Raw genomic sequence first — 22,498 nt, 5'->3', positions numbered from 1 at the left:
GGACAAAAATACTCATATTAATCAGTGGTTTGTGTGCGCTGCGCCAATTTTTGACCGATTGATAAAAAAAGAATCCGTGCTAGCCTTCCGGGAAAACCAATAATGGGGAACCCGAATGGCTGAAGGCCTCTACAAAGAGGGGATTGCCGCACAGCGGCTTCCCTCCGATCAGTATCCGAAGAATTTCGCGGATTTGCATCCGCCGCTCGACAGGCATGAGGCGCTGGTCGAATCCGATCGGTGCTATTTCTGCTACGACGCGCCCTGTATGCAGGCGTGTCCGACCTCGATCGACATTCCGCTCTTCATCCGGCAGATCTCGACAGGCAATCCGCTCGGCTCGGCCAAGACGATCTTCGACCAGAACATCCTCGGCGGCATGTGCGCCCGCGTCTGCCCGACCGAGACCTTGTGCGAAGAGGTCTGCGTGCGCGAGGTGGCCGAAGGCAAGCCGGTGCAGATCGGCCGCTTGCAGCGCTATGCGACCGACACCGCGATGGCGCGGGGCGTGCAGTTCTACGAGCCGGCTGCATCAACCGGACGCAAGGTCGCGGTCGTCGGCGCCGGGCCCGCAGGTCTTGCCTGCGCGCACCGTCTCGCCATGCACGGCCACCACGTCACCATCTACGAGGCGCGGCCGAAGTCCGGCGGTCTCAACGAATACGGCATCGCGGCCTACAAGGCGCCGGAAAACTTCGCGCAGGCGGAAGTCGATTATGTGCTGGGCATCGGCAATATCGAGGTCAAGAACGGCCAGATGATGGGCCGCGACTTCGCGCTTGCCGAACTCGCCGCCAATTACGATGCGGTCTTCGTCGGCGCGGGGTTGACCGGCGTCAACGCATTGCAGGCCGATGGCGAGGATTTCGAGGGCGTCGAGAACGCGGTCGATTTCATCGCCACGCTTCGCCAGTCGCCGGATTTGTCGCAATTGCAGGTCGGCCGGCGCGTCGTCGTCATCGGCGGCGGCATGACGGCGGTCGATGCCGCGGTCCAGTCGAAGCTGCTCGGTGCCGAGCAGGTCACCATCGCTTACCGTCGCGGCAAGGATGACATGAACGCTTCGGAATTCGAGCAGGACCTGGCGGCGTCCAAGGGCGTCACCATCCGCCACTGGCTGAAGCCGGTGCGCATTCTTGCGGAGAACGGCAAGGTGACCGGCATCGAGCTCGAATACACCGAAATCCGCGACGGCCGCGTTGCCGGCACCGGCGAGACGGTGCGCATCGAGGCCGATCAGGTGTTCAAGGCGATCGGCCAGACCTTCGATCCGATGCCGCTCAACGGCTCGGGCTCGGCAATCGCGATGGAGGCCGGGCGCATCAAGGTCGACGATGAGGGCCGCACCTCTGCGCCGAAGATCTGGGCCGGCGGTGACTGCATCCTCGGCGGTGACGACCTGACGGTCTCCGCCGTCGCGCAAGGCCGCGAAGCGGCCGAGAGCATTCACCGGACACTCAGCGACCGATCGCCTGCGGCGATCTAGTTTCTAATGCGCATCGGAACCGTCCGAAAACCGGTTTCCACTTTTCGGTCCGATGCTTTGGTGTGAGGGCATGAGCATGGCAGACATTCGTTCGAACTTCGTCGGCATCAAGTCGCCCAATCCGTTCTGGCTGGCCTCGGCGCCGCCGACCGACAAGGCGTACAATGTCGTGCGCGCCTTCAAGGCGGGCTGGGGTGGGGTCGTCTGGAAGACGCTGGGCGAGGAAGGGCCGCCCGTCGTCAACGTCAACGGCCCGCGCTACGGCGCCATCTGGGGCGCGGACAGGCGCCTGCTCGGCCTCAACAATATCGAGCTCATCACCGACCGCGACCTCCAGACCAATCTGCGCGAGATCAAGCAGGTGAAGCGCGACTGGCCCGACCGGGCGATGGTCGTGTCAATCATGGTTCCGTGCGAGGAAAATGCCTGGAAGTCGATCCTGCCGCTGGTCGAGGAAACCGGCGCGGACGGCATCGAGCTCAATTTCGGCTGTCCGCACGGCATGAGCGAGCGCGGCATGGGCGCGGCCGTCGGCCAGGTTCCCGAATATATCGAAATGGTCGTGCGCTGGTGCAAGCAGTATACGCGGATGCCCGTCATCACCAAGCTGACGCCGAACATCACCGACATCCGCAAGCCCGCGCGGGCAGCGCTTGCCGGCGGAACGGATGCGGTTTCGCTGATCAACACGATCAACTCGATCACGGCGGTCAATCTCGACAGCTTCGCGCCGGAGCCGACCATCGACGGCAAGGGCACGCATGGCGGCTATTGCGGCCCGGCGGTGAAACCGATCGCGATGAACATGGTCGCCGAAATCGCCCGCGACCCCGAAACGCGCGGCCTGCCGATCTCGGCGATCGGCGGCATCACCACATGGCGCGACGCGGCAGAGTTCCTGGCGCTCGGCGCCGGCAATGCGCAGGTCTGCACGGCGGCGATGACCTATGGCTTCAAGATCGTCGAGGAGATGATCACCGGCCTTTCGGAATGGATGGACGAGAAGGGCCATCGCGACCTCGACGACATCATCGGCCGCGCGACGCCGAACGTCACCGACTGGCAGTATCTGAACCTCAACTACGTCACCAAGGCGCATATCGACCAGGATTTGTGCATCAAGTGCGGGCGCTGCCACATCGCCTGCGAGGACACCTCGCACCAGGCGATCACCAACATGGTGGACGGCAAGCGGCATTTCGAGGTGATTGAGGCGGAGTGCGTCGGCTGCAATCTGTGCGTCAATGTCTGCCCGGTCGAGAACTGCATCACCATGGAGCCGCTTGCGGCCGGCGTCATGGACCAGCGGACCGACAGGCCGGTTTCTCCCACCTATGCGAACTGGACCACGCATCCGAACAATCCTGCCGCAAAGGTTGCCGCCGAGTAGGCTTGCGGGCGGGATGGTTCTCATGTGAAGTGCATCGGGCGCGGGAAATCCGCGCCCGATTTCGCATTGGCGAGGAGGCCGCGTGGCGGATATTTCAATCAGGCGCACGCACGCGCAGGGCCGCGACAAGATGATCGGGCATATGGCGATGCTCGGCTTCGCCGCGCTCGTTTCCGGCTCCTATTCGATCGGCGCGATGGCTGCTTCTCATATCGGGCCGGGCGCGATCAATGCCGTGCGTTTCGTCTTCGGCATTGCCGTGATGGCGACGGTGGTGGCGCTCCTGAACAAGGGCCGCGTTCCGGCGCCGCGCGAAATCTGGCGCTACGGCGTATTGGGCTTCCTGATGGCCGTGTTCTTCATCACCATGTTCATCGCGCTGCGGCTGACGACGCCGGTGGCGACGGGCGCCGTGTTCACGCTGATGCCGCTGATGGCGGCGGGGTTCGGGCTGATCTTTCTTAGCGAAAAGCCGCGCGCGATCGTGCTCGTCAGCCTCGTCGTCGCCGCCTGCGGGGCGATCTGGGTCATCTTTCGAGGGGACGTGAGCGCGTTGCTCGCCTTCGACCTCGGGCTGGGCGAACTGATCTTCCTCGTCGGCGTCGCCTGCCACGCGGCCTATGCGCCGCTGGTGCGCCGGCTCAATCGCGGCGAGGCGCTGCCGGTCTTCACGCTCTGGACGCTGTTCGGCACCGGCCTCTGGATCACGCTTTATTCGGTGCCCGAACTCCTCGGGACCGACTGGGCGACGCTGCCGCCGATCGTCTGGATCGCGGTCGCCTACCTCGCCGTCTTCACCACGGCCGGCACGACGTTTCTCGTCCAGTTCGGCGCGATGCGCCTGCCAGCGGCGAAGGTGATGGCCTACACCTATCTGACGCCGTCCTTCATCATTCTCTATGAAGGGCTGCTTGGACATGGCTGGGCGAGTGGCGCGGTGGCCGCCGGCGCACTGTTCACGATGGCGGCGCTGGTGGTGCTGGCGATGGCGCCGGACCGCTAGATGTTGCAGATGGTCATCCGCTTTGTTATGTCTAACGTAACATGATCCGAAGCTTCGCAGACAAGCACACACAGGCTTTATTCGGCGAAGGAGTCTGGCAGCGAAGCTGGCGAATGATCGAGAAGGTTGCGCTCCGCAAACTCGATCAACTCAACAACGTGGCGGGCATCTCTGGCGAAATGTAAGAAAGATCGATCAAGGCAGGTGCGCAAGCGTCACCCCTTCGGCCTCAACCCCTCCAGAAACAACTGCTCCAGATAGCGTGCCGCGTCCTCGAAGCGGCCATCGCCGCCTCTGTCCGGCCCGAGGACCGTCCGGACCTGGACGTCGAAATCGGCATAGTGCTGCGTCGTCGCCCAGATCGAGAAGATGAGGTGCCAGGGGTCGGTCGTCGCGATCTTGCCGGCCTTCATCCAGCCCTTGATGAGCGCGGCCTTTTCGTCGACGAGAGGCTTCAACTCGTCCTCGATCAGGTGCTGGATGCGGGGGGCGCCCTGCAAAATCTCGTTGGCGAAGAGACGGCTTTCGCGCGGGTAGTCGCGCGCCATTTCCAGCTTGCGGCGGATATAGGAGCGCAGTTCACTGACCGGGTCGCCGATGTCGTCGAGTTCGCGCAGCGGTGCCAGCCAGGTCTGCAACAGGCGCTCGATCAGCGTCGTGAACATCGCCTCCTTCGAGCGGAAATAATAAAGAAGGTTCGGCTTCGACATGCCGGCCGCCTCTGCGATCTGGTCGATGGTCGCGCCGCGAAAGCCGTGCTGGGCGAAGACGTCGAGCGCGGCATCCAGGATCAGTTCGCGCTTCTCAGTCTGGATGCGCGTGCGGCGCCTGCGAACGGGTGTTTCAGCGTCCATGGCGACATCTCCACTGGACCAATTGACTGGACCAGTTGCTCATCGCGTGTGGAGCGCGAGGATGCTGCGCCATTTCCCCTACTATGTCCTTGACCGCCATGGTGGCGGTGCTAACGTTTGTCCAATCGGTCAAAAATGCGTAGCACGACTGCGTCCGACACACCAAGCGTTGGCCGAAAAGGGAACACGAAAAAGGGGAAGCTTGGTCATGTCGAACCGGCTCAATGTCGCGCCGAACGATCTTTCCGCATTCTGGATGCCGTTCACCTCCAACCGGCAGTTCAAGCAGGCGCCGCGTATGCTGGCATCTGCGAAGGACATGCACTACCGCACGACCGATGGCCGTGAGATTCTCGACGGCACGGCGGGTCTGTGGTGCGTCAATGCCGGCCACTGCCGGCCGAAGATCACCGAGGCGGTGCAGCGCCAGGTCGCCGAACTCGACTACGCGCCGGCGTTCCAGATGGGCCATCCGATCGTCTTCGAACTGGCGAACCGGCTGGTCGACGTCGCTCCGCAAGGCATGGACCATGTGTTCTTCACCAATTCCGGTTCGGAATCCGTCGATACCGCGCTCAAGATCGCGCTCGCCTACCAGCGCGTGAAGGGGCAGGGGGCGCGCACCCGCCTCATCGGGCGCGAACGCGGCTATCACGGCGTCAATTTCGGCGGTATCTCGGTTGGCGGCATCGTCACCAACCGCAAGATGTTCGGCACGCTGCTCACCGGTGTCGACCACATGCCGCACACGCATCTGCCGGCAAAGAACGCGTTCACGCGCGGCGTGCCGGAGCATGGCGGCGATCTTGCCGACGAGCTCGAGCGCATCGTCACGCTGCACGATGCCTCGACCGTCGCCGCCGTCATCGTCGAGCCGGTGGCCGGTTCGACCGGCGTGCTGATACCGCCGCAGGGCTATCTGAAGCGCCTGCGCGACATCTGCACCAAGCACGGCATCCTGTTGATATTCGACGAGGTCATCACCGGTTTCGGCCGTCTTGGAACCCCGTTCGCGGCCGACTATTTCGGCGTGATGCCCGACATCATCACCACGGCCAAGGGCGTGACCAACGGCGTTATCCCGATGGGCGCGGTGTTCGTGACGTCGGAAATCCACGACGCGTTCATGACCGGTCCCGAGCACATGATCGAGTTCTTCCACGGCTACACCTATTCGGGCAATCCGATCGCCTCGGCCGCGGCGATCGCGACGCTCGACACATACAAGGAGGAGGGGTTGCTCACGCGCGGCGCCGAGCTTGCGCCCTACTGGGAGGACGCGCTTCACTCGCTGAAGGACGCACCGAACGTCATCGACATCCGCAATATCGGGCTCGTCGGCGCGATCGAACTCCAGCCGATTGCGGGCGAGCCGACCAAGCGCGCCTTCTCGGCCTTCGTCAAGGCGTTCGAGAAGGGGGTTTTGATCCGCACCACCGGCGACATCATCGCGCTCTCGCCGCCCTTGATCATCGAAAGGGGGCAGATCGACGAGATCGTCGATTGCGTGCGCACGGTGCTGAACGAGGTGGCGTGATGGCGCGGGCGCAGGCGACGCACGAAGTCCTGGTCGATGATGAAAAGGTGCGCGTCACACGCTGGGACTTCGCGCCCGGTGCGGAGACGGGGTGGCACCGGCACGGCATGGACTATGTGATCACGACGCTGACGCCCTGCAACATGCTTCTGGAGGAACCCGGCGGGACGAGCCGCCGGGTCGACTTCAAGGCCGGCGACGCCTACCGCAGGAACGAGGGCGTCGAGCACAATGTCGTCAATGACGGCGATGCGACGATGTCCTTCGTCGAGATCGAACTGAAAGCATAGGGGGAGACATGGCGGCGCCGGGCGAAAATCTGCGAATCAATCCAGACCGTTTGTGGGATTCGCTGATGGAAATGGCGAAGATCGGGCCGGGCGTTGCCGGCGGCAACAACCGCCAGACGCTGACCGACGAAGACGGCGAGGGGCGTCATCTGTTCAAGCGCTGGTGCGAGGATGCGGGCATGTCCGTCGCCGTCGACCAGATGGGCACGATGTTCGCGCGGCGCGAGGGCACCGACCCCGACGCACTGCCGGTCTATGTCGGCTCGCATCTCGACACGCAGCCGACGGGCGGCAAGTTCGACGGCGTTCTCGGCGTTCTGGGCGGGCTTGAGGTCATTCGCACGCTGAACGATCTCGGCATCAAGACCAGGCATCCGATCGTCGTGACCAACTGGACGAACGAGGAGGGGACGCGCTTTGCGCCGGCCATGATCGCATCGGGCGTCTTTGCCGGCGAAATCGACCTCGACTGGGCCTATGACCGCATGGACGCCAAGGGCAAGCGCTTCGGCGACGAGCTGGAGCGCATCGGCTGGAAGGGCGACGAGGAAGTCGGCCAACGTAAGATGAAGGCGTTTTTCGAGCTTCACATCGAACAGGGGCCGATCCTCGAAGACGAAGGGATCGACATCGGCGTCGTCACGCACGGGCAGGGGCTCTGGTGGCTTCAATTCACGCTGACCGGCAAGGATTCGCACACCGGCTCAACGCCGATGCCGAAGCGCCGCAATGCCGGCCTCGGCATGGCGCGGATCACCGAACTCGTCCATGAAGTGGCGATGGATTTCCAGCCCGACGCGGTCGGCGCCATCGGCCATGTCGAGGTCTATCCGAACTCGCGCAACGTCATTCCGGGCAAGGTCGTCTTCACGGTCGATATCCGCTCGCCTGATCTCGACACGCTGACGCAGATGCGCGAGCGGATCGAGGACGGTGCCGCGACGATCTGCGAGGCGCTCGACATCGCCTGCGACGTCGAGGCGGTGGGGCATTTCGATCCCGTCACCTTCGACGAGAGCTGCGTGAAGGCGGTGCGCGATGCCGCAGAACGTCTGGGCTATTCGCACCGGAACATCGTCTCGGGTGCGGGCCACGACGCCTGCTGGATCAACCGCGTCGCGCCGACCGCGATGGTGATGTGCCCCTGTGTCGACGGTCTTTCGCACAATGAAGCGGAGGAGATCACCAAGGACTGGGCGCGCGCGGGTGCCGACGTTCTCTTCCACGCCGTCGTCGAGACCGCGGAGATCGTGGAGTAATCGCAATCGCCTGAACGAAATCCTTGAAGCCGCTCGCCAAAGAAGCGGCTCATCAAAAAGGGGAACGAGAATGACGAAAGTCATCAAGAACGGCACCATTGTCACGGCCGACCGTACCTGGAAGGCCGACATCCTGATCGATGGCGAGACGATCGCCGCGATCGGCCAGAACCTGTCCGGCGACGAGACCTTCGATGCGACCGGCTGCTATGTCATGCCGGGTGGCATCGATCCGCACACGCATCTGGAAATGCCCTTCATGGGCACCTATTCGGCCGACGATTTCGAGAGCGGCACCCGCGCGGCGCTGGCCGGCGGCACGACGATGGTGATCGATTTCTGCCTGCCGTCGCCGGAGCAGTCGCTGATTGAAGCGCTGCAAATGTGGGACAACAAGTCGACCAAGGCGGCGTGCGACTACTCCTTCCACATGGCGATCACCTGGTGGGGGGAGAAGGTGTTCGATGAGATGCCCGCGGTGGTCGAGAAGGGCATCACCTCGTTCAAGCACTTCATGGCCTACAAGGGCGCGCTGATGGTGGACGATGACGAGATGTATTCGTCGTTCCAGCGCTGCGCCGAGCTTGGCGCGCTGCCGATGGTCCATGCCGAAAACGGCGACGTGGTCGCGCAGTTGCAGCAAAAGCTGCTCGCCGCCGGCAATAACGGCCCCGAGGCGCATGGCTATTCGCGTCCGCCGGAAGTGGAAGGCGAGGCGACCAACCGCGCGATCATGATCGCCGACATGGCAGGCGTGCCGCTCTATGTCGTCCATGTGTCGTGCGAGCAGAGCCACGAGGCGATCCGCCGTGCGCGCCAGAAAGGGATGCGCGTCTATGGCGAGCCGCTGGTGCAGCATCTGGTGCTCGACGAGACCGAATATTTCGACAAAGACTGGGACCATGCCGCGCGCCGCGTGATGAGCCCGCCCTTCCGTTCGAAACAGCATCAGGATTCGCTGTGGGCGGGGCTTTCGGCCGGCTCGCTTCAGGTGGTCGCGACCGACCATTGCGCCTTCACGACCGAGCAGAAGCGGACCGGTATCGGCGATTTCACCAAGATCCCGAACGGGACAGGCGGCCTCGAAGACCGGATGCCGGTTCTGTGGACCTTCGGCGTCAATACCGGCCGGCTGACGATGAACGAATTCGTCGCTGCGACCTCGACCAATACCGCCAAAATATTCGGCATGTATCCGAAGAAGGGCGCGATCGTCGAAGGCGCGGATGCCGACATCGTCATCTGGGACCCGGAGAAGACAAAGACGATCTCGGCTTCGAGCCAGCAATCGGTGATCGACTACAACGTGTTCGAGGGCATCGAGGTGAAGGGCCTGCCGCGCACGGTCTTCACGCGCGGCGTGGTTGCGATCGAGGATGGCGAGGTGAAGGCGAAGCCCGGCCACGGCAAGTTCGTGGCGCGCGAGGCGAAGACCTCCGTCAGCCAGGCGCTGTCGACCTGGAAGGAAGTCGTCGCGCCGCGCAAGATCGAGCGCTCGGGCATTCCGGCCAGCGGGGTTTGATCCATGGGATCGGCTCGGACCATCTTCGGTGCCGGGCGCTTCCGGCATCGGGTTTCAGGGCACCAGTGCGTCAAGTTCCGGCAGGAGCCTGACGGCTTCCTGCTCGTTGGCGTCGGTGCGCGCGATCACGGCCGTGCAGGGCTCACTACCGATATTGATCGGCAGATGCGGCAGACCGGCCGGAATGTAGAGCATGTCGCCGGCACCCATATCGACATGGTGCTCCAGCCGCTCGCCATACCAGGTGCGCGCCGTGCCGGCCGTCACGAATATGGCCGTCTCGTGGCTTTCGTGCAGATGCGCCTTGGCGCGCGCGCCGGGCGGGATGGTGACGAGGTGCATCGACAGGCCCGTCGCGCCGACGCTCTGGGCCGTGATGCCCCCGGCATAGGTCAGCCCCTGACGCCCGTCGAAACTCGCCGTCGCGCGCACGAGCCGGCAGGCCCTGGCAGATGATGGGGACATCCTTCCTCCTCGCTGTTCTTGGCACGGCGCATGGCCTATGCGAACGTCACATCAATTCCTTCCAGAACGCGCGCCGTCAATGGCCGGCGGACGCGCGCCAGAGCGGTCATCCATGCTCATAAAACCCATTTCCGATACCGTCATTTCCGCCAGCCGGCTCGGGCTGACCTTCGAGACCAATGACGGACCGGTACACGCGCTGTCCGATGTCGACCTCGACATCGCCAAGGGCGAGTTCGTGTCGTTCATCGGGCCGTCGGGCTGCGGCAAGACGACGTTCCTGCGGGTCATCGCGGATCTCGAACAGCCGACATCCGGCACGATCTCGGTCAACGGCATGACGCCGGAGGAGGCGCGGCGCAGCCGGGCCTATGGCTATGTCTTTCAGGCCGCGGCGCTTTATCCCTGGCGCACCATCGAGCGCAATGTCGCGCTGCCGCTCGAAATCATGGGCCATTCGCGCGCAGAGCGACAGGCGCGCGTCGCGCGCACGCTCGACCTCGTCAACCTCACGGGATTCGAGAAGAAATATCCGTGGCAATTGTCGGGCGGGATGCAGCAGCGCGCCTCGATCGCCCGCGCGCTCGCCTTCGATGCCGACCTTCTGCTGATGGACGAGCCGTTCGGCGCGCTCGACGAGATCGTGCGCGATCATCTGAACGAGCAGTTGCTGCAACTTTGGGCGCGGACGAGCAAGACGATCTGCTTCGTCACCCACTCCATTCCCGAAGCCGTCTATCTGTCCACCAAGATCGTGGTGATGTCGCCGCGGCCCGGCCGTGTGACCGACGTGATCGAAAGCACGCTGCCTAAAGAGCGTCCGCTCGACATTCGCGAGACGCCGGAGTTCCTGGCGATTGCGGCGAGGGTGCGCGAGGGGTTGCGGGCGGGGCACAGCTATGAGTGAGGACGGCGCATGAGTGCGATTGCCGTTCCCGGCGGGGCGATCGGCCGCTCCGGCATCTGGACCCGCATGAGCCAGGGCACCGCGGTCCCGGTGCTGATCGTCGTCATGGCGATCCTCGCAGTCTGGTATCTCGCCGCCGTCTGGCTCAACTCGGCGTGGCAGTTGCAGATCTTCGCGCGCGGCGAGGGCGACTGGACCTGGGTCGACTTCCTCGCCGGCACGATGAGCCAGGACCGGCCGCTTCTGCCCGCGCCGCATCAGATCGCGGTGGAACTGTGGAACACCGTCATCGGCCAGCATGTCACCTCGCGGCGCAGCCTCGTCTACCATGCCTGGATCACGCTGTCGGCGACGCTGCTCGGCTTCGTCATGGGCACGGTGCTTGGCATCCTGCTTGCCGTGCTGATCGTCCACAACCGCGCGATGGACCGCTCGCTGATGCCGTGGATCATCGCCTCCCAGACGATCCCGATCCTCGCCATCGCGCCGATGGTAGTTGTGGTTCTCGCGTCGATCGGCATGACCGGGCTGGTGCCCAAGGCGCTGATCTCGACCTATCTGTCGTTCTTTCCCGTCGTCGTCGGCATGGTGAAGGGCTTCCGCAGTCCCGACACGATCCAACTCGATCTGATGCGCACCTATCATGCGAGCCAGAGCCAGACCTTCTGGAAGCTGCGCTTTCCGTCCGCCTTGCCCTATCTGTTCACCTCGATGAAGGTGGGCGTCGCGGCAAGTCTCGTCGGCGCCATCGTCGGCGAACTGCCGACAGGGGCTGCCGGCGGTCTCGGCTCGCGACTGTTGGCCGGCTCCTATTACGGGCAGACGGTGCAGATCTGGTCTGCGCTCCTGATGGCGGCGGCGCTGTCGGCCATGCTCATCCTTGCCATCGGCGTCGTCCAGCGCATCGTCCTCGCACGCACCGGAGCACGACCATGAACGGATCGCTCGTCTTCGGAGCTGTCGCCTTCTGGCTCGTCGCCTGGGCGATCAACGAGTGGCTGGTGCGCCTGCGCGCAAAGGGATCGGCCGCGCGCGCGATCAACTTCATCGTGCCGCTGCTTTTCGGCGCGGCGCTAATGGTGCTGTGGGAGGGGCTGGTGCGGGGCTTCAATGTGCCGCCGGTGCTCCTGCCGCCGCCGAGCGCGATCTGGGCGCGGATCACCTCGTCCGTGCCGACGCTCTGGGCCGACTTCCACCAGACCTTCATCCGCTCGGTTCTGCCCGGCTATGCGATCGGCTGCCTTGCCGGGCTTCTCGTCGCCATCCTCATCGACCGATCGCCATTCCTGAAACGCGGACTGCTGCCGGTGGGCAATTTCGTGTCCGCCCTGCCGCTCGTCGGCATCGCGCCGATCATGGTCATGTGGTTCGGCTTCGACTGGCAGTCGAAGGCGGCGGTCGTGGTCGTGATGACATTCTTCCCCATGCTGGTGAACGCCGTCGCCGGCCTCAACGCGTCGAACCAGATGGAGCGCGATTTGATGCGCACCTATGCGGCGAGCCACTGGCAGACATTGTTCCGGCTGCGGCTGCCGGCGGCGTGGCCCTTCATCTTCAACGCGCTCAAGATCAATTCGACGCTGGCGCTGATCGGCGCGATCGTTGCCGAATTCTTCGGCACGCCGGTCGTGGGGATGGGATTCCGCATCTCGTCCGCAATCGGGCGCTTGAACGTCGACATGGTCTGGGCTGAAATCGCGGTGGCCGCTCTTGCCGGCTCGGTCTTCTACGGTCTCATCGCGCTCATCGAGCGCGGCGTGACCTTCTGGCATCCGTCGATCCGTGGTGGAAAGACGTGAACATAAGAAAAAAGGGGAATGACATGATGAAGCTTATTGCGGGGGTTCTCGCCTCCACCGTCGCCACGGCCGCTCTGCCGGCCATGGCGCAGGATCTCGATCCGATCACCTTCCAGTTGAAATGGGTCAATCAGGGCCAGTTCGCCGGCTATCTCGTTGCCAAGGACAAGGGCTTCTACGAGGAAGAGGGGCTCGACGTCACGATCAATCCGGGCGGGCCGGACATCGCGCCCGAGCAGGTGATCGCCGGTGGCGGCGCCGACGTCATCACGACCTGGATGGCGGCAGGTCTGGCCGCACGCGAACGCGGCGTGCCGCTGGTCAACATCGCCCAGCCCTTCGCCAATCAGGCTTTGCAACTCGTCTGCTCGGAAGAAAGCGGCGTGGAATCGACCGACGATTTCAAGGGCAAGAAGCTCGGCGTCTGGTTCTTCGGCAACGAATATCCGTTCTACGCCTGGATGGCCAAGCTCGACCTGCCGACCGAAGGCGGCGAAGAGGGCGTCGAAGTGCTTCGCCAGGCCTTCAATGTCGACCCGCTCCTACAGAACCAAGCCGACTGCATCTCAACCATGCAATACAACGAGTTCAAGCAGTTGCTTGACGCGGGCGTGCCGGAAGACAGCCTCAAGGTCTTCAACTATGCCGACGAAGGCGTCGGTATGCTCGAAGACGGCCTCTACGTGATGGAAGATCGTCTCGACGATCCGGAGTTCGTCGACCAGATGGTTCGCTTCGTGCGCGCCTCGATGCGCGGCTGGGAATATGCCGGAGAAAACATCGAAGAGGCCGCCGGGATCGTGCTCGAAAACGATCTCTCCGGTGCGCTGACCGAGGAAAGCCAGCTCTGGCAGGTGGAAGTCGCCGCCGGCCTCGTCGGCGACAGCGCGGCGCTCGATCCGGCCGCCTACGAGCAGACGGTGCAGACGCTGCTCTCCGCCGTCTCGCCCGACAATCCGGCGATCACCACGGAGCCGGAAGGCGCGTTCTCGACAGTGGTCACTGACCAGCTTCAGTAAGGCCCGGCCGCATCGACAGTTCGGAAGGGGCGGGCGACCGCCCCTTTTTCGTTCAATCCGCCAGTCGCCGGCGCTCGCGGTCGCGGAAGGCGCCGGGGGTGAGGCCGGTCTGCTTGCGGAAAAAACGGTTGAAATAGGCGGGATCGGCAAAGCCGAGCGAATAGGCGATCTTGCTGATCGGCGTCGGTGTGAAGATCAGGTCGCGCCGTGCGGCTTCGAGGGTTCGCCGGTCGATCAGGTTCTGGATCGAGAGGCCCGTCGCGCTGCGGGTGATGCGGTTCAGATGCGCGGCTGAGACGCCGAGCCTCTCTGAATAGAAGGTGATGGGAAGACGTCGGCGGAAATGCGTGTCGACGATCGTCAGCAGTTCCTCGATGCGCGCGAGGTCCCGGCTCTGTTCCTGCTGGCGGTCGCCGGGACGTGAGGCCCGCGTCAGAGCGACGAGAGCCTGCGTCATCAGGGGTTCCAGAAGCAGGGTCCGGCCGATCGCCCGTCCCGAAAGTTCGGCATCGATACGCTCGATCGCCTCGGCAGCGCGGCCGCCGTCCTTGCCTGTCAATGTCACGATGCGCAGCTTTTCGGCGAAACGCGCGATCTCGCGGTCGGCCGCCGCCAGGCTTCGCAACCGGTCGGCCAGCGCCGTCACGACCAGCCCGTCGATGTCGCGGGTGAAGCGGAAGCCGTGGCCGGCATCGGGCGGGATGAACAGGATGACGGGGGCCGTGAACGGCAGGATGCCCGTCTGCGAGACGATCTCGCCCGAGCCCTGCGGCAGCAGGAAGAGCTGGAAGAACTGCTCGTGGCGGTGCAGTGCAATCTCCCAATTGTGCAGGTGCGTGCGTTCGGGAATCGGTTCGCAATGGAGCCAGAAATCGGCCGGATCGTCCTGATGTTCGCCGAACAGGCGGTAGGAAGGAATCTTGGATCGGATCGTCGTCATGTTCGGATTGTGCAATCCGATGCGGCGAATGTCCATTGAGCGGCAAGTCGCGATACGGCATTGCTCGTCGTGAGGAACAGGGAGGATTTCGTTTGCGCACGCAGGTCGCCATCATCGGCTCTGGCCCGTCGGGATTGCTGCTCGGCCAGCTTTTGACGAATGCCGGCATCGACAACGTCATCCTCGAGCGACAGACGCGCGACTATGTGCTGGGGCGCATCCGTGCCGGCGTGCTCGAAGAGGGCACCACGCACATGCTGGACGAAGCCGGCGCGGGCGAACGGATGCACGCGCAGGGCCTGCCGCATGACGGCTTCGACCTGACATTCAACGGACGCCAGCACAACATCCACCTGCACGAACTGACCGGCAAGCGCGTCATGGTCTACGGGCAAACCGAGGTTACGCGCGACCTGATGGACAAGAGGCTTGCGACCGGCGGCGTCACCATCTACGAGGCGGACGGCGTCGAGCCACACGATTTCGATGGCGGCAGCCCTTACGTCACTTACGAGAAGGACGGCGCAAGGCATCGGATCGACTGCGATTTCATTGCCGGCTGCGACGGGTTTCACGGCGCCTCGCGCAAGGCGGTCGAGGGCAAGGGGCTGGAGACTTTCGAGCGGGTCTACCCGTTCGGCTGGCTGGGCATCGTCGCCGAGGTGCCGCCGGTCCATCACGAACTGATCTACGCCAACCATCCGCGCGGCTTCGCGCTCTGCTCTATGCGCTCGCACACGCGCAGCCGCTACTATGTCCAGTGTACGCTCGACGACAAGGTCGAGGACTGGTCGGACGAGCGCTTCTGGGACGAATTGCGCCGGCGGCTGCCGCCGGAGACCGCCGAAAAGATGACGACCGGTCCGTCGATCGAGAAATCGATTGCTCCGCTGCGCTCCTTCGTCGCCGAGCCGATGCGGTTCGGGCGGCTCTTCCTCGTCGGCGACGCCGCGCATATCGTGCCGCCGACCGGGGCGAAGGGGCTCAACCTTGCAGCGAGCGACGTGCGCTACCTCTTCGACGGGCTTCGCGAGCATTACGCCGAGAAGTCGGATGCGGGCATCGACGCCTATTCGCAAAAGGCGTTGGCGCGGGTTTGGAAGGCGGAGCGGTTTTCGGCCTGGATGACCTCGACCCTGCATCGCTTTCCCGATACCGGTCCGTTCGGCCAGCGTATCCAGGAAGCCGAACTCGACTATCTTGCCGGCTCTCGCGCGGCCTCGTCGTCGCTCGCCGAGAATTATGTGGGTCTTCCCTATTGAGGAGATGAGATGACCGAAAAATCAGAACGCTATCATCAGGGCCTGGCGACGCGCCGCTCCGTGCTCGGCGCATCCTATGTCGACGCCGCCACCAAAAAATCGAGCACTTATGACGAGCCGTTCCAGACGCTGATCACGGAAGCCGCGTGGGGCCATGTCTGGTCGCGTGACACGATCACCAAGCGCGAGCGCTCGATGATGACCCTGGCGCTGCTCGCCGGGCTCGGCAATTTCGAGGAACTGGCGCTGCACACGCGAGCCACCGCCAATACCGGCGCGTCGCGCGACGACATCATGGAGGCGATGCTGCATGTCGCCATCTATGCCGGCGTGCCGCGCGCCAACCACGCGATCAAGATCGTCAAACAGGTTCTCGACGAGATGGACGGAGGGCAGAACCCGTGAGCGACAGCCACATTTCCAACCGCAAGCCGGAAACGGGCGCGTTCTTCCAGCGCGACCGCGAATGGCATCCTTTGGCCTATACGCCCTGGTACAAGACATCCGTCCTGCGCTCGCCGCAAAAGGCACTGCTTTCGCTCGACAACACGCTGTCGGAGATCACCGGACCGGTCTTCGGGCACAACATTCTCGGTGAACGCGACAACGACCTCATCACCAATTTCGCCAAGCCGGGCGAGATGGCGATCGGCCCGCGCATCATCGTCTATGGCCGCGTGCTCGACGAGCGCGGCAAGGGCGTGCCGGGCGCGCTGCTCGAATTCTGGCAGGCCAATGCCGGCGGGCGCTATCGCCACCGCAAGGAAGGGTATGTCGCGCCGCTCGACCCGAATTTCGGCGGCTGCGGGCGCACCATCACGGACGAGGACGGCAATTATTCCTTCCGCACCATTCAGCCGGGGCCCTATCCCTGGCCGAACGGCGTCAATGACTGGCGCCCCGCGCATATCCATTTCTCGCTCTTCGGCCACGGCTTCGCGCAGCGCCTCATCACGCAGATGTATTTCGAGGGCGATCCACTAATCTGGAAATGCCCGATCGTGAAGACGATCAACGACCGCGCGGCGATCGAGGGGCTGACGGCCGCGCTCGACATGAACGCGACGATCCCGATGGATTCGCGGGCGTACAAGTTCGACATGGTGCTGCGCGGGAGACGCTCGACGCTGTTCGAGAACCGCATGGACGGGAATTGATTTGCGTAGATCACGGATAGTGAATACATTGAATACATGTATTCACTATGGAGGCTGATATGCCCACATCGATCAGACTGGAGCCGGAGACTGAAGCCCGCCTCGACGCGCTTGCTCAAAAGACCGGACGCACGAAGGCATATTATCTAAGGCACCTCATCGAAGAAGGTCTCGACGACCTTGAAGCGTATTACCGTGCTGAGGAAGTTTCGGAGCGTATCCGGCGTGGAGAAGAGACAACGAAGCCCCTGGAGCAGGTGATGCGTGAACTCGGCCTGGACGATTGAAGTCTCCGTCGCTGCCGAGCGGCAGCTTTCAAAGCTCCATCGAAGCGTTGCGAAGCGCGTCACCCGTTTCCTGCTCGAGCGGATCGCGGGTGCCGCCGATCCACGCGCGATCGGAAAACCGCTCCAGGGAAATATGGACGAGTACTGGAGCTACAGGGTCGGCGACTATCGCGTGATCTGCGAGATACACGATCATCGGGTGGTCGTCGTCGTCATCGATGTCGAGCGCCGCTCGAAAGTTTACCGCTAGGAGGAACATCATGGTCCAGCCATTGAACCAGCTCAAGGAAAGCGCGTCGCAGACGGCGGGGCCTTACGTGCATATCGGCCTGACGCCGAACTTCGCCGAAATCGGCGGCGTCTATTCGCAAGACCTCGGCACGTCGATGGTCAACGACAAGACCAAGGGCGAGCGAATCACCATTGTCGGCCGCGTGCTTGACGGCACGGGCACGCCGCTTCGGGATGCGCTGGTCGAGGTCTGGCAGGCCGATGCGGACGGGCTCTACAATTCGCCGTCGGAGATGCGCGGCTCGGCGGACGCCAATTTCACCGGCTGGGGCCGCTGCCCGACCGACATGGACACGGGCGAGTTCCGCTTCGAGACGATCAAGCCCGGCCGCGTGCCTTTCAAGGACGGACGCAGCCAAGCGCCGCACATCACGTTTTGGGTGGTGGCGCGAGGCATCAATATCGGCCTCCACACGCGGATGTATTTCGGCGACGAGGAGAAGGCGAACGGCGAAGATCCGGTGCTGGCGCGCGTCGAGCATCGCGTGCGCGTCGCGACCTTGATTGCGCCGCGCGAGGGTTCGACCTACAGCTTCGACATCCATCTCCAGGGGGAGAAGGAAACGATCTTTTTCGACATCTGAGGCTCCACGTGACCGCATTGCCGTTCGATCATCCGTTTCTTTCCGGTCTCCTGGGCGATGCGGAAATTTCCGCACAGTTCAGCGCAAAGGCCGATATCGCGGCGATGGTGCGGTTCGAGATCACCTTGGCGCGGGGGGAGGCGGACGCAGGTGTGATCGGTGCGGATGCAGCCGATGCCATTGAGCGGGGGCTCGCCGATTTCAAGCCTGATTTCGCTGCCTTGCGTGACGGCGTGGCGCAGGACGGCGTGGTGATACCGGCGCTGGTCGAGGCGATGCGACAGGCCGTTGGCAATCCGCACGGCGAGAAGGTGCATTTCGGCGCGACCAGTCAGGATGCGATCGACACGAGCTTAGCGCTGCGGCTGGGCGATGTGCTGGGGATTTTGGAAGAGCGGCTGCGCGGCGTCGTCGCCATGCTGCAAAGCCTCGAAGCCGCGCAGGGCGGCGTGGAGGTGATGGCGCATACGCGGATGCAGGCGGCGATCCCTGTCACAGCCGCGCGTAAGATTGCAAGTTGGAGGCTACCCCTTGAACGGCATCTCGACCGGCTTGAAACGGTGCGCCGCGACGTGCTTGTCCTGACATTCGGCGGGGCTGCCGGAACACTGGAAAAGCTCGGCGACAAGGGGCCGGCGGTCCGTGCGCGGATGGCTGCCGTGCTCGGCCTTCGTGACGTCGAGCATCCGCACCATTCGGAGCGCGACGGGCAGGCGGCGCTCGCCAACTGGCTGTCGCTGGTGACGGGCAGCCTTGGCAAGATGGGGCAGGACATCGCGCTGATGGCGCAAAATGAGGTCGGCGCGGTCAAGCTTGCCAGCGGCGGCGGGTCGTCCGCCATGCCGCACAAGCAGAACCCGGTCGGCGCGGAGGTGCTGGTCACGCTCGCGCGGTTCAACGCGACCTTGCTTGCGGGAATGCACCAGTCGCTCGTCCACGAGAACGAGCGCTCGGGCGCTGCCTGGACGCTCGAATGGATGCTGTTGCCGCAGATGGCGGTGGCGACCGGCGTGGCGCTGCGTAATACGGGTGCGCTGCTGGATGGGCTGGAGTTTCGGCCGCTCGACTGATCGCTACATCGCGTTCATCGTCAGAAGTTCATAAGCCGCCACCTGGTCGCCGTCCTGATTGTAGACGCCGACATCCCAGCGCACTTCGCCATACTCGTCGTTGCGGCGGGCCTTCTGCTTCGCCGTCAGTCGCACCTTCAGGCTGTCGCCGGGGGAGACCGGCTTCATGAAGCGCAGATTATCGAGGCCGTAATTGGCCAGCACCGGCCCCGGCGCGGGCTCGACGAAGAGGCCGGCGGCGAAGCTGAGGATCAGGTAGCCGTGCGCGACGCGGCCGGGGAAGAACGGGTTCGCCTTCGCCGCTTCCTCGTCCATGTGGGCGTAGAAAGTGTCGCCGGTGAAGTCCGCGAAATGCTCGATGTCTTCGAGCGAAACGATGCGCGGTTCGGTCCAGATCGTGTGGCCGATGTCGAGATCGCCGAAACTCATGCGGAAGGGGTGCGTGTCCTTTTCGACGGTCTTCGATCCGGCCGTCCAGTTCCTGGTGATCGCGGTCATCAGGTCCGGGTTCGCCTGGATCGCGGTACGCTGCATGTAGTGCATGACGCCGCGGATGCCGCCCATTTCCTCGCCGCCGCCGGCGCGGCCCGGCCCGCCATGGACCATGTGGGGGAGCGGCGAGCCGTGACCGGTGGCCTCCTTGCCGGTGTCGCGGTTGGCGAAATAGAGCCGGCCGTGGAACGCGCCAGCCGTTTCGACGACCTTGCGCGCGATGGCGCCGTCATGGGTGAAGACCGACGCGACGAGCGAGCCGGCGCCACGATTGGCGATGGCGAGCGCATGGCCGAGATCGCGATAGCCCATCACGGTGGATACGGGGCCGAAAGCCTCGACCTCGTGGACGGTCGTGGCGCGATCGGGATCGGCACAATCGAAGAGCAGTGGCGAAAGAAACGCCCCGGCCTTCGCGTCGGCATTGGCGACCTCGACATGGTCGAGCGCGCCGAAGACGAGTTGCGCGTCACGCGCCAGTTGCCCGGCCTTCTCGCGCACGTCGTCGCGCTGGGCGAGGCTTGCGAGCGCGCCCATGCGGGTCGCCTCGTCGCGCGGGTTGCCGATGGTCGTCTTGGCGAGGCGGTCGGACAGCGCCTCGATGACCGCCGGGCGGTGCGCGCCGGGCACGATGATGCGGCGGATGGCGGTGCATTTCTGGCCCGCCTTGGCCGTCATCTCGCGATGAACTTCCTTGATGAAGGCGTCGAATTCGGGGGTGCCGGGCTCGGCGTCGGGGCCGAGGATGGAGGCGTTGAGCGAATCCTGCTCGGCGACGAAGCGGACGGAGTTCTTCATCAGGTGCGGATTGGCGCGCAGCATCGAGGCGGTCGCGGCCGACCCGGTGAAGGAAACGACGTCCTGGCAGGTCAGCCGATCGATCAGGTCTCCGGTCGAGCCGGCGATGAACTGCACCGCGCCGTCCGGCAGAATGCCGGACTCGACGATCATGCGGAAGGCGGCTTCGGCAAGCCAGGCGGTGGAGGAGGCTGGCTTGACGATGGCCGGCACGCCGGCGAGCAGCGTGGGGGCCAGTTTCTCCAGCATCCCCCAGACGGGGAAGTTGAACGCGTTGATGTGGAGGGCGACGCCCTGAAGCGAGGTGGCGACGTGCTGGCCGACGAAGTTTCCGCCGCGCGAAAGTTGTTCGAGGCCGCCGTCGATATAGATCGTGTCGTCAGGCAGTTCGCGCCGGCCCTTCGAGGAATAGACGAACATCGTGGCGATGCCGCCGTCGATGTCGATCATCGAATCGGGTTTGGTTGCGCCGGTGTCGAAGGAGAGTTCGTAGAGCGCGTCGCGGCGCTCGTTGAGATGTTGCGCGACCGCCTTCAGGAGATGGGCGCGCTGGTGGAAGGTAAGCGCGCGCAGCGCCGGCCCGCCAATGGTGCGGGCGTGATCGGCCATGGCGGCGAAGTCGAGATCGCCGGAGCCGAGTTCGGCGATGATGTCTCCGGTGACGGCGCTCTTCAGTTGCGCGATCCTGCCGGAGGGGGCGATCCATTTGCCGGCGGCGAAGGATTGGAGGGAGAGGGTCATGTTTGATCCTTTCAGTTCACTTTCGCCGGCAGCGTCGCAAACCCGCGAAACCTTACGCGCCCTGTCCGCCGCGCCTCACCACCCAGCCGATAATCCGGAAAACGCTTCAGGAACCGCGCAATCGCGATGCGGCCTTCCATGCGGGCGAGCGAGAAGCCGGCGCACAGATGCGGGCCCTGGGCAAAAGCGAGGTGACGGTTGGGTTTGCGGGAGAGGTCGAGCGTGTCGGGGCGGTCGTATTGGCGCGGGTCGCGGTTGGCGGCGCCGATGCACAAATGGATGCGGGTTCCGGCGGAAATCGCTTCGCCGTCGAACACGACGTCCTCGACCGCCAGCCGGTTGCCGAGCTGGTTGGGCGACTGGAAGCGCAGGAACTCGTCGATGGCGGTGTCGATCATCGACGGATCGGCTTCTAGCCGCGCTTTTTCTTCAGGCCATTCAAGGAGTTCGTAGAGCGCGTTGCCAATCAGATTCGTCGTCGTCTCGTGGCCGGCATTCAAAATGAAGATGCAGTTTTGCAGCAGTTCGGTGTGGGACAACTGCTCGCCTTCATTGCCGTTGATGAGGCGGGTGAGCACGTCGGTCGCGGGATCGCCGGGATTGGCGCGGCGGCGTGCGGCGAGGTCTGCAAGATAAGCCTTGAATTCGGTGACGGAGCGGTTGCCCCAATCCCGCTGCTCAGCCGTCAGCGTCGGCTCCAGCGCGCCGAGGATCGCCAGCGACCATTCGCGCAGCGGCCCGCGTTCCTCGTGCGGCATGACGAAGAGATTGCCGATCACCTCGACCGGAATCGCCGAGGCGAAATCCTCGATCAGGTCGACCTTTCCCTTCTCCGCCATCCGATCGAGCAGGCCGTCGACGAGCGCGATAAGGCCGGGTTCCATCGCGGCAATGGCGCGCGGCGTCAGCGCGCCCATCATGATCTTGCGCACGCGCGTATGAAGCGGCGGATCGTTGAAGACGAGGCTCGTCGTGTGATGCTCGTAAAGCGGGGTGTCGCCGAACTTGGGCTTGAACTCGACCTTTTTGTCGGACGAGAACGCCCTGGTGTCGCGGTAGACGCGATCGAGATCGGCATAGCGCGACAGCATCACAGATCCGTCCGCAAAGCGCTTGACGGGCGCGTGCTCGAGAAGCGCGCGATAGGTGGGGAAGGGGTCGTCGGCAAAGGCTCTCGTCACTGCGCCGATATCGAAATCGCGCGCGAGTGCTTGATCGCCGTCGTGCGCCTGCGTCTGCGAATGTTGGTCCGCCAATCGATCCTCCTCGCGACGCCTCCTGCATCGACGGATGTATTATTGACCGTCCGGCCGGTTTATGCAAGCTTTCCTCTAGGAGAGGCGGG

General features: G+C 64.0%; 23 protein-coding genes. 18 read left to right on the top strand and 5 right to left on the bottom strand.

Going from position 1 to position 22,498, the window contains the following annotated elements:
- Positions 1–115 precede the first annotated feature (115 nt).
- The 3 genes from PZ895_RS01445 (at position 116) to PZ895_RS01435 (ending at position 3,879) form a co-directional block, all read left to right on the top strand.
- Positions 116–1,486, top strand: coding sequence for an NAD(P)-dependent oxidoreductase (locus tag PZ895_RS01445; RefSeq protein WP_275837247.1), 1,371 nt, complete (start codon positions 116–118; stop codon positions 1,484–1,486).
- A 76-nt stretch (positions 1,487–1,562) separates the two neighbouring features.
- Positions 1,563–2,876: an NAD-dependent dihydropyrimidine dehydrogenase subunit PreA gene (gene preA, locus PZ895_RS01440; RefSeq protein WP_275837246.1), complete on the top strand. Its 1,314-nt coding sequence runs from the start codon at positions 1,563–1,565 to the stop codon at positions 2,874–2,876.
- An 82-nt stretch (positions 2,877–2,958) separates the two neighbouring features.
- Positions 2,959–3,879: a DMT family transporter gene (locus tag PZ895_RS01435; protein ID WP_275837245.1), complete on the top strand. Its 921-nt coding sequence runs from the start codon at positions 2,959–2,961 to the stop codon at positions 3,877–3,879.
- A gap of 215 nt (positions 3,880–4,094) precedes the next feature.
- Here PZ895_RS01435 and PZ895_RS01430 read toward each other — a convergent pair whose 3' ends face one another.
- Positions 4,095–4,733: a TetR family transcriptional regulator C-terminal domain-containing protein gene (locus PZ895_RS01430; protein WP_275837244.1), complete on the bottom strand. Its 639-nt coding sequence runs from the start codon at positions 4,731–4,733 to the stop codon at positions 4,095–4,097.
- Between the two features lie 208 nt (positions 4,734–4,941).
- On the opposite strand from PZ895_RS01430, the gene PZ895_RS01425 reads away from it, so the two are divergent.
- From PZ895_RS01425 to hydA, 4 genes are all read left to right on the top strand, one after another.
- The gene (locus PZ895_RS01425) at positions 4,942–6,270 is read left to right on the top strand and encodes an aspartate aminotransferase family protein (RefSeq protein WP_275837243.1); all 1,329 of its coding nucleotides are present in this window, start codon (positions 4,942–4,944) and stop codon (positions 6,268–6,270) included.
- The gene (locus tag PZ895_RS01420; RefSeq protein WP_275837242.1) at positions 6,270–6,560 is read left to right on the top strand and encodes a cupin domain-containing protein; all 291 of its coding nucleotides are present in this window, start codon (positions 6,270–6,272) and stop codon (positions 6,558–6,560) included. Before PZ895_RS01425 ends, PZ895_RS01420 begins: the two co-directional genes overlap by 1 nt.
- 8 nt (positions 6,561–6,568) lie before the next feature.
- Positions 6,569–7,819: a Zn-dependent hydrolase gene (locus PZ895_RS01415; protein WP_275837241.1), complete on the top strand. Its 1,251-nt coding sequence runs from the start codon at positions 6,569–6,571 to the stop codon at positions 7,817–7,819.
- Between the two features lie 70 nt (positions 7,820–7,889).
- The gene (hydA, locus tag PZ895_RS01410; RefSeq protein WP_275837240.1) at positions 7,890–9,341 is read left to right on the top strand and encodes a dihydropyrimidinase; all 1,452 of its coding nucleotides are present in this window, start codon (positions 7,890–7,892) and stop codon (positions 9,339–9,341) included.
- A gap of 54 nt (positions 9,342–9,395) precedes the next feature.
- On the opposite strand, the gene PZ895_RS01405 is transcribed toward hydA, so the two are convergent.
- The gene (locus PZ895_RS01405; protein ID WP_275837239.1) at positions 9,396–9,806 is read right to left on the bottom strand and encodes a cupin domain-containing protein; all 411 of its coding nucleotides are present in this window, start codon (positions 9,804–9,806) and stop codon (positions 9,396–9,398) included.
- A gap of 112 nt (positions 9,807–9,918) precedes the next feature.
- On the opposite strand from PZ895_RS01405, the gene PZ895_RS01400 reads away from it, so the two are divergent.
- The 4 genes from PZ895_RS01400 (at position 9,919) to PZ895_RS01385 (ending at position 13,531) form a co-directional block, all read left to right on the top strand.
- A complete protein-coding gene (locus tag PZ895_RS01400; protein ID WP_275837238.1) occupies positions 9,919–10,713 on the top strand; it encodes an ABC transporter ATP-binding protein in 795 nt (264 codons plus the stop codon).
- Between the two features lie 66 nt (positions 10,714–10,779).
- Entirely contained in the window at positions 10,780–11,649 is an 870-nt protein-coding gene (locus PZ895_RS01395; protein WP_275837449.1) for an ABC transporter permease, read from the top strand.
- The gene (locus tag PZ895_RS01390) at positions 11,646–12,512 is read left to right on the top strand and encodes an ABC transporter permease (RefSeq protein WP_275837237.1); all 867 of its coding nucleotides are present in this window, start codon (positions 11,646–11,648) and stop codon (positions 12,510–12,512) included. Before PZ895_RS01395 ends, PZ895_RS01390 begins: the two co-directional genes overlap by 4 nt.
- Before the next feature lie 23 nt (positions 12,513–12,535).
- Positions 12,536–13,531 (top strand): ABC transporter substrate-binding protein, encoded by a 996-nt coding sequence (locus PZ895_RS01385; RefSeq protein WP_275837236.1) that lies wholly within the window; start codon positions 12,536–12,538, stop codon positions 13,529–13,531.
- A 52-nt stretch (positions 13,532–13,583) separates the two neighbouring features.
- On the opposite strand, the gene PZ895_RS01380 is transcribed toward PZ895_RS01385, so the two are convergent.
- A complete protein-coding gene (locus PZ895_RS01380) occupies positions 13,584–14,471 on the bottom strand; it encodes a helix-turn-helix domain-containing protein (protein WP_275837235.1) in 888 nt (295 codons plus the stop codon).
- Between the two features lie 92 nt (positions 14,472–14,563).
- Here PZ895_RS01380 and pobA point away from each other — a divergent pair, with 92 nt between their 5' ends.
- The 7 genes from pobA to PZ895_RS01345 are packed head-to-tail and all read left to right on the top strand — an operon-like array spanning position 14,564 to position 19,122.
- Entirely contained in the window at positions 14,564–15,733 is a 1,170-nt protein-coding gene (gene pobA, locus PZ895_RS01375) for a 4-hydroxybenzoate 3-monooxygenase (protein WP_275837234.1), read from the top strand.
- Between the two features lie 9 nt (positions 15,734–15,742).
- Positions 15,743–16,138, top strand: coding sequence for a 4-carboxymuconolactone decarboxylase (pcaC, locus tag PZ895_RS01370; RefSeq protein ID WP_275837233.1), 396 nt, complete (start codon positions 15,743–15,745; stop codon positions 16,136–16,138).
- Positions 16,135–16,890 carry a protocatechuate 3,4-dioxygenase subunit beta gene (pcaH, locus tag PZ895_RS01365; RefSeq protein ID WP_275837232.1) on the top strand — a complete coding sequence of 252 codons (756 nt, stop codon included), beginning with the start codon at positions 16,135–16,137 and terminating at the stop codon, positions 16,888–16,890. Before pcaC ends, pcaH begins: the two co-directional genes overlap by 4 nt.
- Positions 16,891–16,949: 59 nt before the next feature.
- Positions 16,950–17,177, top strand: coding sequence for a ribbon-helix-helix protein, CopG family (locus PZ895_RS01360; protein ID WP_275837231.1), 228 nt, complete (start codon positions 16,950–16,952; stop codon positions 17,175–17,177).
- Positions 17,155–17,427: a type II toxin-antitoxin system RelE/ParE family toxin gene (locus PZ895_RS01355; protein WP_275837230.1), complete on the top strand. Its 273-nt coding sequence runs from the start codon at positions 17,155–17,157 to the stop codon at positions 17,425–17,427. The genes PZ895_RS01360 and PZ895_RS01355 overlap by 23 nt, the downstream gene beginning before the upstream one ends.
- Before the next feature lie 10 nt (positions 17,428–17,437).
- Positions 17,438–18,052 carry a protocatechuate 3,4-dioxygenase subunit alpha gene (gene pcaG, locus PZ895_RS01350; RefSeq protein ID WP_275837229.1) on the top strand — a complete coding sequence of 205 codons (615 nt, stop codon included), beginning with the start codon at positions 17,438–17,440 and terminating at the stop codon, positions 18,050–18,052.
- Between the two features lie 8 nt (positions 18,053–18,060).
- Positions 18,061–19,122 carry a 3-carboxy-cis,cis-muconate cycloisomerase gene (locus PZ895_RS01345; RefSeq protein WP_275837228.1) on the top strand — a complete coding sequence of 354 codons (1,062 nt, stop codon included), beginning with the start codon at positions 18,061–18,063 and terminating at the stop codon, positions 19,120–19,122.
- 3 nt (positions 19,123–19,125) lie between these two features.
- Here the strand turns inward: PZ895_RS01345 and paaZ are convergent, their stop codons facing one another.
- Both paaZ and PZ895_RS01335 read right to left on the bottom strand, forming a co-directional pair.
- Positions 19,126–21,153, bottom strand: coding sequence for a phenylacetic acid degradation bifunctional protein PaaZ (gene paaZ / locus PZ895_RS01340; RefSeq protein ID WP_275837227.1), 2,028 nt, complete (start codon positions 21,151–21,153; stop codon positions 19,126–19,128).
- A gap of 11 nt (positions 21,154–21,164) precedes the next feature.
- A complete protein-coding gene (locus PZ895_RS01335; protein WP_275837226.1) occupies positions 21,165–22,409 on the bottom strand; it encodes a cytochrome P450 in 1,245 nt (414 codons plus the stop codon).
- Between the last annotated feature and the right edge of the window lie 89 nt (positions 22,410–22,498).

It is taken from the genome of Mesorhizobium sp. YIM 152430 (assembly GCF_029210365.1).
In the GTDB taxonomy this organism is placed as follows: domain Bacteria; phylum Pseudomonadota; class Alphaproteobacteria; order Rhizobiales; family Rhizobiaceae; genus Aliihoeflea.
The sequence above is the reverse complement of the archived record's forward strand: the minus strand, read 5'-3'. Positions and strand labels throughout refer to the sequence as shown.